The sequence below is a fragment of the Rhodococcus sp. H-CA8f genome (assembly GCF_002501585.1).
Taxonomy (GTDB): Bacteria; Actinomycetota; Actinomycetes; order Mycobacteriales; family Mycobacteriaceae; genus Rhodococcus_F; species Rhodococcus_F erythropolis.
Window position 1 is genome coordinate 1,644,742 of record NZ_CP023720.1, and the last position, 13,321, is coordinate 1,658,062.

14 protein-coding genes are annotated in these 13,321 nt (G+C 61.4%); 5 read left to right on the forward strand and 9 right to left on the reverse strand.

All coding sequences use genetic code 11. The annotated features are described in order from the left end of the window. Positions 1-6: 6 nt before the first annotated feature. From CPI83_RS07920 to CPI83_RS07930, 3 genes are all read right to left on the reverse strand, one after another. Positions 7-339 (reverse strand): cupin domain-containing protein, encoded by a 333-nt coding sequence (locus tag CPI83_RS07920; protein WP_003946336.1) that lies wholly within the window; start codon positions 337-339, stop codon positions 7-9. Between the two features lie 84 nt (positions 340-423). Further along, complete coding sequence (locus CPI83_RS07925) at positions 424-915, reverse strand: dihydrofolate reductase (protein ID WP_019744784.1); 492 nt, start codon at positions 913-915, stop codon at positions 424-426. A gap of 2 nt (positions 916-917) precedes the next feature. After that, complete coding sequence (locus CPI83_RS07930; RefSeq protein ID WP_003946427.1) at positions 918-1,718, reverse strand: thymidylate synthase; 801 nt, start codon at positions 1,716-1,718, stop codon at positions 918-920. An 86-nt stretch (positions 1,719-1,804) separates the two neighbouring features. Here CPI83_RS07930 and cobF point away from each other — a divergent pair, with 86 nt between their 5' ends. The 4 genes from cobF (at position 1,805) to CPI83_RS07950 (ending at position 5,913) form a co-directional block, all read left to right on the forward strand. After that, positions 1,805-2,545 carry a precorrin-6A synthase (deacetylating) gene (cobF, locus tag CPI83_RS07935; RefSeq protein ID WP_021332282.1) on the forward strand — a complete coding sequence of 247 codons (741 nt, stop codon included), beginning with the start codon at positions 1,805-1,807 and terminating at the stop codon, positions 2,543-2,545. 75 nt (positions 2,546-2,620) lie between these two features. Then, the gene (locus CPI83_RS07940) at positions 2,621-3,787 is read left to right on the forward strand and encodes a GGDEF domain-containing protein (RefSeq protein WP_229756541.1); all 1,167 of its coding nucleotides are present in this window, start codon (positions 2,621-2,623) and stop codon (positions 3,785-3,787) included. A gap of 43 nt (positions 3,788-3,830) precedes the next feature. Continuing rightward, entirely contained in the window at positions 3,831-5,006 is a 1,176-nt protein-coding gene (locus CPI83_RS07945) for a GGDEF domain-containing protein (protein WP_097387049.1), read from the forward strand. 40 nt (positions 5,007-5,046) lie between these two features. Next, positions 5,047-5,913, forward strand: a complete 867-nt coding sequence (locus CPI83_RS07950) for a DNA-formamidopyrimidine glycosylase family protein (protein WP_019744780.1) — start codon at positions 5,047-5,049, stop codon at positions 5,911-5,913. On the opposite strand, the gene CPI83_RS07955 is transcribed toward CPI83_RS07950, so the two are convergent. Beyond that, entirely contained in the window at positions 5,906-6,781 is an 876-nt protein-coding gene (locus CPI83_RS07955) for a LysR family transcriptional regulator (RefSeq protein WP_097387050.1), read from the reverse strand. The two genes, CPI83_RS07950 and CPI83_RS07955, sit on opposite strands and share 8 nt — an antisense overlap. Positions 6,782-6,853: 72 nt before the next feature. Here CPI83_RS07955 and CPI83_RS07960 point away from each other — a divergent pair, with 72 nt between their 5' ends. After that, on the forward strand, positions 6,854-8,086 hold the full coding sequence (locus CPI83_RS07960; protein ID WP_097387051.1) for an MFS transporter: 1,233 nt from the start codon (positions 6,854-6,856) through the stop codon (positions 8,084-8,086). A 48-nt stretch (positions 8,087-8,134) separates the two neighbouring features. Here the strand turns inward: CPI83_RS07960 and CPI83_RS07965 are convergent, their stop codons facing one another. The 5 genes from CPI83_RS07965 to CPI83_RS07985 all read right to left on the reverse strand — a co-directional run bounded on the left by CPI83_RS07965 (position 8,135) and on the right by CPI83_RS07985 (position 13,304). Further along, positions 8,135-8,914 carry a DUF427 domain-containing protein gene (locus CPI83_RS07965; RefSeq protein ID WP_029255945.1) on the reverse strand — a complete coding sequence of 260 codons (780 nt, stop codon included), beginning with the start codon at positions 8,912-8,914 and terminating at the stop codon, positions 8,135-8,137. Between the two features lie 57 nt (positions 8,915-8,971). Beyond that, entirely contained in the window at positions 8,972-9,448 is a 477-nt protein-coding gene (locus CPI83_RS07970; RefSeq protein ID WP_019744776.1) for a nitroreductase/quinone reductase family protein, read from the reverse strand. A 255-nt stretch (positions 9,449-9,703) separates the two neighbouring features. Then, positions 9,704-11,482, reverse strand: coding sequence for a DEAD/DEAH box helicase family protein (locus CPI83_RS07975; protein ID WP_097387052.1), 1,779 nt, complete (start codon positions 11,480-11,482; stop codon positions 9,704-9,706). Beyond that, positions 11,482-12,342: an SDR family oxidoreductase gene (locus CPI83_RS07980; RefSeq protein WP_097387053.1), complete on the reverse strand. Its 861-nt coding sequence runs from the start codon at positions 12,340-12,342 to the stop codon at positions 11,482-11,484. The genes CPI83_RS07975 and CPI83_RS07980 overlap by 1 nt, the downstream gene beginning before the upstream one ends. Before the next feature lie 59 nt (positions 12,343-12,401). Continuing rightward, positions 12,402-13,304, reverse strand: coding sequence for a dihydrodipicolinate synthase family protein (locus CPI83_RS07985; RefSeq protein ID WP_097387054.1), 903 nt, complete (start codon positions 13,302-13,304; stop codon positions 12,402-12,404). Positions 13,305-13,321 lie beyond the last annotated feature (17 nt).

Here is a 13,321-nt window from a genome sequence, read left to right on the forward strand (position 1 = left end):
CCGACTTCAACCCTTCATGGCGACGGTGAGCAGAAATGCAACGTCTTCGAGCGCTTCGACGCTGTGGCGGTCGGCCGGCACGGTGAGGAAATCACCGGTGGATCCTTTCCACTGGTCGCTCCCACACACAAGATTCAGCTTCCCGCTCAGGACCAACAGTGTGGCTTCGCCCGGACTGTCGTGTTCGGCGAGGCTCTTGCCGGCGCTCAGCGCGATCACCGTCTGTCGCAGGCTGCGCTGGTGGCCGCCGTAGACGGTTTGTGAACTGCGACCGCTGGTCGCCGAGCCCGCCAGTTTCAACTGTTGGCGAGCGAGAGCGGTCAGTGACTTCTTGTCCATCGAAGACCTCTCGGAAGCGGTGAATGTCGTTCTTGGAGTATGACCGACTCACTCGCGAGGTGCCTCGTTATCGGCGGAAGTCGGTCAGCGCGTGTATTCCAGCCAGCGGAAGCGCAGCCCGCTCTTCTCCGAGGTCTGCCAGGGCTCGTCGGACTTCAGGTTCCATTCGGGGCCGATCTCGGGAGCAAAGGCATCACCGGCGATGTCGAGGTCGACCTCGGTCACCAGGAGATGCGTCGCGAATGGCAGTGCAGCCGAATAAATTTGCCCGCCTCCGACGACAAATACGTCACCGTCCGGCAACGCCAAGGCGTCGTCCAGTCTGTGGACTACCTCGGCGCCTTCGGCTTGCCATTGCGGATCGCGCGTGACGACGATGTTCCGACGCCCGCTGAACGGCCGGAACTTCAGCGGAATGGAGTCCCAGGTGCGCCGTCCCATGATCACCGGATGTCCCATGGTGACGCGTTTGAAGTAAGCCATGTCCTCGGACACGCGCCACGGGATCGTGTTGTCGACGCCGATGACGCCGTCGTGGGCCTGCGCCCAGATGAGGGTGACTGTGCGATCGGTCATCGTCAGACCGCTACCGGCGCTTTGATCGCGGGGTGGTGCTGATAATCGACGATCTCGACGTCCTCGAAGGTGTAGTCGAAAATGGAGTCGCGTTTGTTCAGCTTCAAGGTCGGCAACGGAAGGGGCTCGCGACCGAGCTGCTCGGTGACCTGGTCGACGTGGTTGTCGTAGATGTGGCAGTCACCGCCGGTCCAGACGAACTCGCCGACATCGAGTCCGGCCTGCTGGGCCATCATGTGGGTGAGCAGCGCGTAGCTGGCGATGTTGAACGGAACGCCGAGGAACATGTCGGCGCTGCGCTGGTACAGCTGGCAGGAGAGCTTGCCGTCGGCGACGTAGAACTGGAAGAACGCGTGGCATGGAGCCAGCGCCATCTGCGGAATGTCGGCGACGTTCCACGCCGAGACGATGATTCGCCGCGAATCGGGGTTGGAGCGCAGGGTCTCGACGGTCTGCGTGATCTGGTCGATGTGCTCGCCCGAAGGGGTGGGCCAGCTACGCCACTGGACGCCGTAGACGGGGCCGAGTTCGCCGTTCTCGTCGGCCCACTCGTCCCAGATGGAGACGCCGTGCTCGTGCAGCCACGCCACGTTGGAGTCGCCGCGCAGGAACCACAGGAGCTCGTTGACGATCGACTTGAGGTGGACCTTCTTGGTGGTGACGAGCGGAAAGCCGTCGGCAAGATCGAAACGCATCTGGTGACCGAAGATGCTGCGGGTGCCGGTTCCGGTTCGATCGGATTTGGCGGTACCCGTCTCCATGACGAGCCGGAGGAGGTCTTCGTAAGCAGTGGAGACAGTCACGGGAATCAGTCTAGGGCCTGCCTTGCCGTGCGCCTTTATTAACCTCCCGCGGTTAATAAAGGCGCACGGCAATATAGCCTCGGCACATGCGCGAACTCTTGGTGATCGGTATCGGTGCGGGTGATCCCGACCAGGTGACGGTTCAGGCGATCAAGGCCATGAACAGGGCCGATACGTTCTTCATCATCGGAAAGGGTGACGAGAAGCAGGCTCTGGTCGACTTGCGAACCGGCATCCTCGACGAGCACGTTCACCTCGACTACAAGGTGGTCGAGATCACGGACCCGCCGCGGGACCGAACCCCGACCGATTACGAGGGGGTTGTCGAGGACTGGCACGAGCGTCGGGCCGCGAAATTCGAAGCGGAATTCGCGGCCGAACCTGGCGTCGGAGCGATTCTCGTCTGGGGTGATCCCTCCCTCTACGACAGCACTCTGCGGATCGTCGAGCGCGTGCTCGCTCGCGGGAGAGTGACGTTCGACTACTCCGTCATCCCGGGAATCACCAGCGTGCAGTCGTTGGCTGCACAGCACCGGATCGTCCTCAACCGAATCGGCGAACCCATCCACATCACGACCGGCCGCAAACTGGCCGAGGGATTACCCGACGGCGTGGACAACGCCGTCGTCATGCTCGACGCGCATTGCACCTTCACTCAGGTGGCCGAAGACCATGCCGAAATCTGGTGGGGGGCATACCTCGGAACCGCGGACGAGGAGTTGATTTCCGGCAACCTGCGCGACGTCGAAGATCGGATCGTCGCGCGCCGGGCGGAGCTGCGCGAGAAGCACGGTTGGATCATGGACACGTACCTCGTTCGGCGCTGACACCGACCGCGGATTTGCGGCCTCGATCCTGCGCTCTTGATCCCGAACGACGGTCTGCGCACCTATGATCTGCGCATGACATCGTTCGGGCAGGACCGACTGCAGTCGATTCTGCCCGCTCCGCGTGGCCGTGAAAAATCAGCTGTGAAGTCGGCTTTCGACCTTCTCGTTCAGTGGTATCGGCGTCCTGATCAGTTCGACAGTTTCAATCGATACCTCGCCACGAAGGGCCTGGAGCTAGCCGTCCGATTGCTGGTCATCGGTTCCCTGACGACGGTCATCGTTGCGATGACTCTGCTGCGCTTCAGCGACGCGGGCGTGCACAACCACGTCACCAGCGTCGTCAACGCCGTCATCATCGGAGTCACGGTCGCGGTGATCGTGCTCTTCTGCCTTCTGCCCGAAATCACGCGTCGGTGGTCGTACTTTTTTGTCGCCTACTGCGAGGTCGGCGTATTTGTCGGTGTGTTCTTGAACGACGACCCCTTCATCGGGTTGATCCAGTGCGTGCTCTTGATACTGATCGGTGGTTACATCGCGTATTTTCACAACGCGAGACTCCAGGCGATTCACATCGCCCTGTCCATCGTGGTTCTGGCAGTGGTCGGCCGAAAGGTCGCGGTCTACGCGGATCCTGCGTTGGCCACCGCACTGTGTCTGATCATCGCCACCGGGATCGTGGTCATCCCGTTCGCCTGCCAGTTCGTCCTCTCACTTCTCGGCTCCGACGCGGACAGTTCGGATGTGGATCCGTTGACCGGCCTTCTGAATCGGCGCGGGCTGCAGCGAGCTGTTGTCGAAATGGGGGCAACGGGGCATGCGTCGAGCAAGTCGTCGTATGTCGTCGCGATCGTCGATGTCGATTCGTTCAAGAGCGTCAACGACTCGCGGGGGCACGAAGAAGGCGATCTCGTACTTCGTCAGATTGCTGATCGACTGCGGTGGTGCGGCGGTGAGAAGGCGCTCTTCGCCAGATTCGGTGGGGACGAGTTCGTCTTGGTGGACACGATCGACGTCGGTGCAGCGCCCGCATTCGAGGACAATCTGCGAAGGCACTTGCGAATCGACGATCGTGATCCGGCGGTGACGACCAGCGTCGGAGTCGCGATCACCTCTGCCGAATGGTCTTCGATCATTTCCGACGAGGAGTTGACGGAACTGTTTCGAGTAGCAGACGCCTCGATGTACCGCGCGAAGGCCGCCGGCGGCGATCGGGTTGTGATGTGGGACGGCAAAGAGTGAGAATTGTCTGATTGCGGGGAGTTGACTGGATTACCCTGACCTTATGGAATCTGCCGAGAGTGTGGAGCGTTCGGACGCCGTCGCGTCTCAACGGCCGCTCTCGGGTCCCGCATTCCGGCTGATCTCTTCTCAACTTGTCGATTGGTATCGGCGTCCGGACCAATTCGACACCTTCAATCGCTATCTCGCGGACAAAGGGTTGACCGTCGCCTCGCGGTTTCTTGTCGTCTGCTCGTTGGTGCTGGTCACCGTGATCATGTTCTTGACTCGCTTCAGTCCACAGGGACCGACCACTCCGCACGCGCGCACCGCGAACGCAGTCATCATCGTCATAACCGTGATGATGGCTGTCGCCCTCTCGACGAGGCGCAACCTCTCCCGTTCCTGGTCATACGCCTTTGTGCTCTATTCGGAAGTGGGAATAGCGGCCGCAATGCTGTTGTATTCCAATCCACTTGCGGCACTGGCACATGCCGTGATGTTCTCGGTGATCGGCGGATACATCGCGTTCTTCCACAATGCTCGAATACAGAGCCTGCACATGTTGTGGGTATTCGTCGTAGTCATCGGCATTGTGACGCGCATTTCCGTTGTCGAGAACTATTCGGATGTTCCGGTTCTGGTCGCTTTGACAGTTCTCGTCGGCGCGGCGATCTACGTGATCCCCTTTGCCTGTCAGTTCATCTTCTCCATTCTCGGCACCGATGCGTTGAATTCGCAGTTGGACCCACTGACCGGACTTCTCAACCGGAGGGGACTGGCCGACGAGGTGCGACTGTTACTGGAGCGGTCGTACGCGAATTCGGCGCTTGTCGTTGTCGCCGCTGTCGACATCGATCGATTCAAGACCATCAACGACGAGTACGGGCACACAGTCGGGGACGCTGTGATCGAGAAGGTCGGATCGAGACTGGTCGAATGCGCCGGCCCGGCGGCCTTGATCGCACGGATCGGCGGCGACGAGTTCATCATCGTCGATTCGGGCGATCAACGCTCGGTCGATCGACTCGAACAAGAACTTCAGCGATCAACGGTCGCTGCTCCCGACCATTCCGAGGTCGCCCTGAGCGTCGGAATCGCGAAGGTCGCAGGTCCTTTCGAATCGCCGGACGATGCACTCATCGCCTATCCCACTTTGCTGCGACGTGCAGATCGCGCGATGTACGCAGCGAAGGCGCGCGGTGGACACTCGGTGGTTCTGCTGACCGAAACGGACTGAGCACACGGTGAGTGTCCGTGGTCGGCGTTAGTCTGATGCCATGCCTGAACTACCCGAGGTGGAAGCGCTGGCAGGGTTCCTTCGTCAGCACGCGGTCGGCGCAGTAGTGGGACGCGTCGATATCGCTGCATTGAGTGTGCTCAAGACCTTCGATCCGCCGATCACGGCTTTGCAAGGGCGTGACGTCACGGGCGCCGCCCGCTTCGGGAAGCATCTGGCTCTGGATTGCGACGGGTTGTGGTTGGTCACGCATCTCTCCCGTGCCGGTTGGATGCGGTGGCTCGATAATCCGTCGCCAACGCCGCCGAAGCCGGGGAAGGGGCCGTTGGCGCTGCGCGTTCATTTCTTCACACCTGAAGGGTTGACGCCGGCGTTCGATCTCACCGAAGCCGGCACCAAGAAGCGCCTCGCCGTGTGGGTGGTGAACGATCCGCAGGAGGTTCCGGGCATCGCCCGGTTGGGGCCGGACGCGATGGCTGTGACAGAAGCTGAGTTCGCAGAGATTCTGGGCGGGACGTCGGCGCGGATCAAGAACTCGATAGTCGATCAGTCGTTGATCGCCGGCATCGGGAACGCCTACTCGGACGAGATCCTCCACACCGCGAAACTATCGCCATTCGCGACCTCGTCGCGGCTGACGCCGGAGCAGATTTCGACGCTGTATGCCGTGATGCGGTCCACGCTGGCCGACGCGATCGAGCGTTCGGAAGGTCAGGACGCGGCGCGGCTCAAAGGTGAGAAACGCTCGGGGATGCGAGTACATGCTCGCACCGGACTTCCCTGTCCGGTGTGCGGTGACGTCGTACGCGAGGTGTCGTTCGCGGAGCGTTCTTTTCAATACTGTGCGACGTGCCAGACAGGCGGTAAGCCGTTGGCGGACAGGCGAATGTCGAAACTGCTCAAGTAGCGAACTGCGCCGCGAGTAGTTCGACGAATTCACGGGCCAGCGCCGACGAATGGGTGGGTTCGGTAATTGCGTGGACGATCCGATGCGGGGCATCGGTGATCGGAATACAGACCAGTTCGGGATGTAGGGCGCTCATGGACTGGGGGAGCAAACCGACACCCAGGCCGTTGGCGGTCAGTGAACAGATCAGGTCCACCGAGTTGGCTTCGAGCGTTTTTCCGCGTGGGACCTGTGATTCGGCGAAGGCTTGGTCGGTTTGGACACGGGCCTCGCTGCCGGAGGCGAAGTCCACGAGAGTGTGATCCCGTAGGTTTTCGAGTCTGATCGACGAGGCCTGGGCAAAGGGATGGTCGGGAGCAACAAACGCTGCGGTGGGTTCACTCCACAACGGTGCGGCGGCAAAGCTCTTGGGTAAGCGACCTGCGGCCAATCCGACGATGCCGACGTCGATTGCGCCGGACCGGACTCCTTCGATAACTACTTCACTGCCGTACGGTCGCGCGGTGATGTTGATTGCAGGGTGGCGGCGTGTCAGATCTGCCAGCGCACGACCGACGTCGACGCGCCCCGCCGAGGTGATGGTGCCGACCGTCAGCCGCACTTGCTCGTTGCTCCGTGCCGAGACATCACTGACCAGTCTCGACACGGCGCCGAGCACCTCACGGGAGCGGGCGACGAAAACCTCCCCGGCAGCAGTCAGGCCGACGTTTCGACTGTTGCGGTTGAACAATTCGACTCCCAGTTCCTTTTCGAGGTCTCTGATCTGGGCACTCAACGCGGACTGTGAAACGTGCAACCGCGCGGAAGCACGGCTGAAGTGTCTGTCTTCCGCGACTGCCAGGGCGTAGCGGATGTGACGTAGTTCCATTGCACCAATCTATCGCTTCTGGAGATAGATCATGCATATCTATCTATTGGACGCACGTCGGTGTGGGCGGTCATGCTTGACGACATGATTTCAAGCGACGCGCGTCCGAGGCTCGGACTACCGATAGTGCTGCTGATGGCTGCAGCGACGGGTCTGTGCGCGGGCGGTAACTACTTCAATCAGCCACTTCTCGATTCCATTTCGGATCACTTGAACGTCTCGGCCTCCGCAGCGGCCGCGACGGTGACCATCGCACAGGTCGCGTATGCACTCGGATTGATACTTCTGGTTCCGGTAGGCGACATGGTCGACCGACGCAAGCTGACGGTAGGGCTCATGCTGCTGGCGGCTACCGGTCAAGCGGTCAGCGGATTTGCGCCCAACTTTGCCACGCTTGCCGTGGGAATCGCAGTGGCAGGGGTCTTTTCGGTTGCTGCCCAGGTGCTGATTCCGTTTGCCGCCTCACTGGCCGAACCTGAGCGGTCCGGTCGGGTGGTCGGAACGATCATGAGTGGACTGCTGATCGGAATCCTGTTGGCGCGCAGTGTTGCCGGCGTGCTCTCCGGACTGGGAGGTTGGTCGACGGTCTACAAGGTTGCGGCGGTTCTGATGGTGGTGATGGCCGTGGCATTGTGGCGATCTCTGCCTTCCGATTCCGCCGATCGACCGAAGGCAAGCTACGGCGCAACGCTCGTGTCGGTAGGGAAGTTGGCTGCGACCTTGCCGCGCCTGAGAACTCGATCGGCCATGGGCGGGCTGGCTTTTGCTGCCGTCAGCACCGTCTTCACGACAATGGCCTTTCTTCTCTCCGGCGAATTCGGCTACAGCGATACTCAAATCGGCCTGGTCGGACTACTCGGCGTGGCGGGAGCGTTGATGGCGACCGTGGCGGGCAGACTGGCCGATCGGGGATTGGGTCAGGTGGCAACGGGCGGAGCTATCGCGATTCTGTTGGTCTCGTGGCTTCCGTTTGCCTCCGGTGCCACGCATATAGTGTGGTTTCTTGTTGCCATCGTTCTTGCCGACCTCGCGCTGCAGGGAGTGCACGTCAGCAACCAGAACGTGATCTACGCCCTTGTCCCCGAAGCGCGTTCGCGTGTGAACTCGGTGTACATGACCACCTACTTCGTGGGTGCCGCGGTGGGCTCGGCTGTGGGGTCGATGGTGTGGAAGTCGTACGGCTGGAACGGAGTATGCATCGCCGGGTTGGTCTTCTCCGTTGCAACGGCGTTGGTGTGGATGCACGATCGCCGGCTGGAAAAGGCTGAACTGCGAATCCCGGAATCCCTTGTCTCGGTGGGATAGGCACCCGCACCTTCTCGGATCCCCGCACCTGTCAGATTTCGGTGCCTGTCAGATTTCGGTACCGTCCACCAGGATCTTGCCGACGCGTTCGGGATAGAACGACACGTGGTTGTCGATCCCGGACGCTTCGGCGGTAGTGAACGGATAGAACCACGCCAGATCCTCGATCGGTGCGAGTTCGGTTGTGCCGGTGAAGGACAGATACGACGCAGTGCCCTTGTACGGGCAGGCCGTGGTGGTCGGGGACGGCACAAAGTACTCGCTGCGAACGTCGATTCTCGGAATGTAGTACCGCGTGGGCAGTCCGGTTTCGAACAGCAGTCTGGGTCGTGTCGTCTCGGCGACCAGTACGTCGCCGACAAAAACCTGGACGTGTCGGGACGAGGGGAGTGCGTCGATACGTACGTATGGATCGCGGGCGTGGACAAAGACCTGTTGATCCTCCTCGTACCAGGCGTCCATGCGATCCCAATAGAACGCGACGTACTCACTCAGGTCCAGGGAACCGTCGAACTGTTCGGGGTAGGACCAGACGGCGTCCTCGGCCCGGCGATCCCCGATCTCGATCGTCCAATAGGTGGCGTCACCTTTCCATGGGCAATGGGTGGTCGTCGACGTCGGGACGAGGAATTCGGTGCGAACGTCCGCGCGAGGGATGTAGTACATCGGCAGGCGGCCGCGTTCGAAAAGGTACACCGAACGAGTGGTGTCCGCGACGGCGTGACCAGCGAAGAATGCTCGAATGCGGCGGGGGTTCGGCTCCAGTGCGATCCGCCCGTTGGAAGCTGTGATCTGTGTGTCTTCTGCGTGAGTCAGTGCTGTGGACATTCGCGAATGCTCCTGAGATCGGCAGGGTGGTCCTTCCCATCCTGCGCCCGGCAGCAGCTATTTGACAGGTTGGAGTCGAAATACGCGGATCTGGCGCCCGAATGCTCGATCGGCGTAGGTTTCGTACGGTGGCCACGTGGTGGTCGCGAGCTTCCACAGCTTCTTACGCGTGGCGCCCTCCGCCAGACTCGCACCGACCGGTATTTCGACGCCCTTCACTGTCACGATTGCGGTGGGGTTTGCCATCAAATTGAGTGTCCACGCTGGATGCGTATCCTGCCCCCAGTTGGATCCGACGACGACAAACGCATCGCCGTCGGGTGCATACAGAAGTGGCGTGGTGCGAGAACGGCCGGTCTTGCGGCCAGTGGTGGTGAGCAGTAGCTGGGTCACGGTGTTTTCGCCGACGAGTGAGAGCTTGCCGCCCGACACTCTCTGCACTGCTCGATCGAGCGGAACCAGATCCTTGCCGAGATCCGAGAACCATTGTGTATGGCCGACATTGCGCATCAATGACCGGTAGATATTGCGCATAGGACCCCTCGGTTTCTCGGCACTGTTTCGAGGCTGGTGCACCTCGACTCGAAAGAGTCTGCCACGTCAGGTCACAGATACCTGAGTCCCAAGGTCCCGAAAGGAATGAAGCGGTCAGCCGAATTCGGTTTTGGTGGAGCGGAATTGGGGCATACCTCCGAAACCGTTCGTGTGCGCGCGTTGGATGGCCATTGGAAGGTCAAGCCTCCGTGGTCAAGCCGCCGAGGTCAAGACTCCGAGGTCAAGACTCCGAGGTCAAGTCTCTGTGGTCAAGACATCGGGCTCTAGCCATTCGACGCCGAGCAGTTCGGACAGCGACCGCAGACCGGATCGATCACCGCCTTTCAGACCTGTGACCGAATTGAGATTGCGCAACATGACCGTGGCGACGTCCTCTTCCTTGGTGCCCACGCCGAAGGGTATGACCCATGGACACGTCTGGTAGTCGCGGTGTGACCGACCGAATGTCTGTTCTGCCGCAATCCCTGAGTATCGCGGTTGATGAAAGATTCCCGTCCGTGGCAACGAGGACGCGTGAGTGCCGTCGGGGAGTGCTTCGTTGGCGTGGAGCGAGATCGAGGTCGTGACATTGAAGACGATGACCGGTGCATCCCCGCGTTGAAACCGCAGACGTTGACCCTCCTTGTCCGGCACCGCGCCGAACAGCTTTGCGACCGAGATCCCGGAGTCTTCGATCATCTCGACCAATGGATCGCCTGCCGTGGAGACGAATTCGACGGCCACCAACACCTGTTTGCCTGCCTTGACCTGCGCCTGCGCCCACTGGGCCGTCGATTCGGCGCGGATCATGCCCGCCTTCTGTCGATAGCGCAGAACAAGCGCACGGCCCCGCGCGATGTTGCGGCTCTTGCGGGCCAATCCCATTTCGTAGGCGTACTCGGCCCACTCGGTCTCGTACTCGGCGCGTTGGGCATGGGTGAGGTCGATCGGCATACCGTCGAGCGGAACGGGTCCCCATGGAGTCGGTCGATGAATCATCAAGGGCGGTTTGCTGTTCGACATCCATCCACGCACGGTCTCGAGCGCCTGGGATTGCAGGGTCGCTGATTCCTTCGCCTCTGCGCTCCACGTCCACTTCCCGTAGGACTTGTCCAGCGGAAGGCCGGACTCGACAAGCCTGGCACCCAGGTCGGACCAGTACTCCGAAGGTTCTGAATGCAGCTGCGCAAAAAGCGGCGCCAGGTAACGCTGATCTGCCGGCGTATGTCCCGGTGTTGCTGTCACGGACAGGACGAACGGCGCTTGCTCGTGTGAATTGGAAAAGCGCGCAACCTTCTCGAAGGCAGCTGTGCGCTGTGTGTCGTTGCTGTACAGCTGGGCCTCGTCCGCGATCACCACACCGAAGGTGTACTTGGGACGGCCGTTTCGCGCGATCAGCTTCTTCAATTGGTCAGGCGACATGATCAGCCAGCGGAATCCGCCGTCGCCCACCGAGGCGATGGAATAGCGCCAATGCGGAATGGTGATCTGTGCGGGTCGATCGACGAGGACGAGGATGTTGGTTTCGCCGCGTTCCTCGGCAATCGTCTTGGCCGACATCACTGCGATCAGCGTCTTACCCAGGCCGGCATTGTCTGCCAACAGAAATCCGCGTTTGCCGGCCCGAGCAGCGTCGACGACGGCCGCAGCCCCCGAAACCTGCTCGGGCCGAGGAATTTTGGGTGCAGCAACCGGGCGTTCGCCGGTGCTGTCATTGATGTCGTCCTCGACCCACTGCTGATACGAGAAGGGGAGTGCCTTGAACGGAGCGAGTTCTACAGGCAACTCCGTGCCGACCCACGCGTAGCTCTTCCATTTCTTGACGAACTGCGCACCAGGCGCCGGCGTCCGAAAGGGTACGTCGAGAAGCCAGACTCGTTCGCCCGGAGCGGCTGTCGGAACGTCGGGCATCACAGCGCGTGATCGTTTCTTTGCGACAGTCTTCTTTGCGGCGGTCTTTTTGGTTGCACTCTTCTTGGGTGCAGCCTTCTTTGCGGCAGCCTTGCGTGCCGTGGTTGCTTTGCGTGGTGGCATCAGGCGGTTTCTGCTGTGAGGAATTCACGCAGCGTGAGCGCGGGCCGGCCGACAAGGTCCTCCACGGTGCTCGTGATCATCGCCAATTCACCCTGCGCGATTGCGGTGTACGTCGACACCCAAGCATCGAGCTCCCAAGCGGGTGCGTTGTACGACGCCCGCGACTCGTAGGCTTCCTCGAGCGTTTCCTCGACGTACGTGGTCCGCTTGCCGGTGATCTCGGTGATGATGCTCGCGGCCTCGGAGAGCGTCAGTGCCTCGCGTCCGGTCAGGTTGTACGTCTGTCCGACATGAGAATCCAGATCCTGCAGAACCGACACGGCGACGGCAGCAATGTCGGACCGCGCTACCGCGCCGACAAGACCGTCACCTGCGGGTCCGCGGATCACACCGTCTTCACCGGCGAGAGCGGGTAGGAAATCGAGGTAGAAGCTGTCGCGCAGGAAGGTGAATGCGAGTCCGGAAGCGCGGATATGTTCCTCGGTGATCCAGTGATCGCGAGCGAGCGTGAACGTCGCGTCCGGAGCGGCACCGAGGAAAGACGTGTAGACGATGTGCCTGACCCCGGCCTCCGCTGCGGCGTCGATGAAGGTGCGGTGCTGATCCAGGCGATCTGCGCTTTCGGCCGCCGAGACCATGAAGAGGTTGTCGATTCCGGCCAGAGCCGCGAGAGCGCTCTCCTGATCCCCGTACGTGGTCTCGGCCGAATCGGCACCGGGGAGCTGCGGCAATCGGTTGACCGAACGCGCGATCAGTCGCTGCGGGACACCGGCGTCGGCCAACGACCGGGCCACCAGTCCGCCGATTTGACCGGTAGCGCCGGTGACGGCGATCCTCGCTGACCGTGAATCTACGGACATGGTGCCCCTCCTTCGGTCGGTGTGCATCCCATCTTGCCGGAACCCACTCCCACGTCAGGTCACGACGCGACGATTACACCGCGAGCCACCGACAGAGCGTCGGACAAAGCTGTCCTGGTGTTGTCGTCTAGGGGCAGCAGGGGCCGGCGGGGAAGGCCGGCGTCGACGCCGAGAAATTCCAACCCGGCTTTGACCGTCGACGGCAGTCCGCGACTGACGAGGACCTTCAGTAGTGGCTCGATCTTGTCGAATACAGCGCCGGCACCCGACCGATCACCGGATTCGAGTAGACGCCAGAAGTGCACCACCTGTTCGGGGACCAGACACGGGGCTGCCGTGCACCATCCGCTTGCACCGGCAGAGAAAGATTGCAGTGCAAGAGGATTGCTGCCGTTGAAGAAGGGAATCGTGCCACCGCTCAGTTCGTTGATGCGGTTCATCCGGGTGATGTCGCCGGTGGATTCCTTGATCATCGTGATGCCGTCGACGGTGGAGACGAGGTCGACGAGAAACTCCGGCGACATGTCGATCCCTGTGGTCGCGGGATTGTTGTAGATCATCGTGGGAATGTCGACGGAATCGGCGACCGCACTGACGTGTTCACGAATCTCCTGCTCACCCAGATGCCAGTACGACGTGGGGAGGATCATCATTGCGTCGGCACCGGCGTCTGCCGCGATCGATGCTCGGCGGAGTGCTCCCGCCGTCGTCAGATCCGACACTCCGACGACGGTGGGGACTCGTCGGTCGACGTAGTCGACAGTTTCCCGGGCGACCGACTCCCATTCGGCGTCGTAGAGATAGGCGCTCTCGCCGGTGCTGCCGAGTGGGGCTATCGCGTCGACACCACTGCTGATCATGCTGTCGAGGAGCGTGTGTAGCGGCTTGGGATCGAATGCTCCGGTGTCCCTGTCGAACGGGGTGATGGGGTAGGCGACGATTCCCTTGATTGTGCTGCTCATGGGGTTCTCTGTTCTGT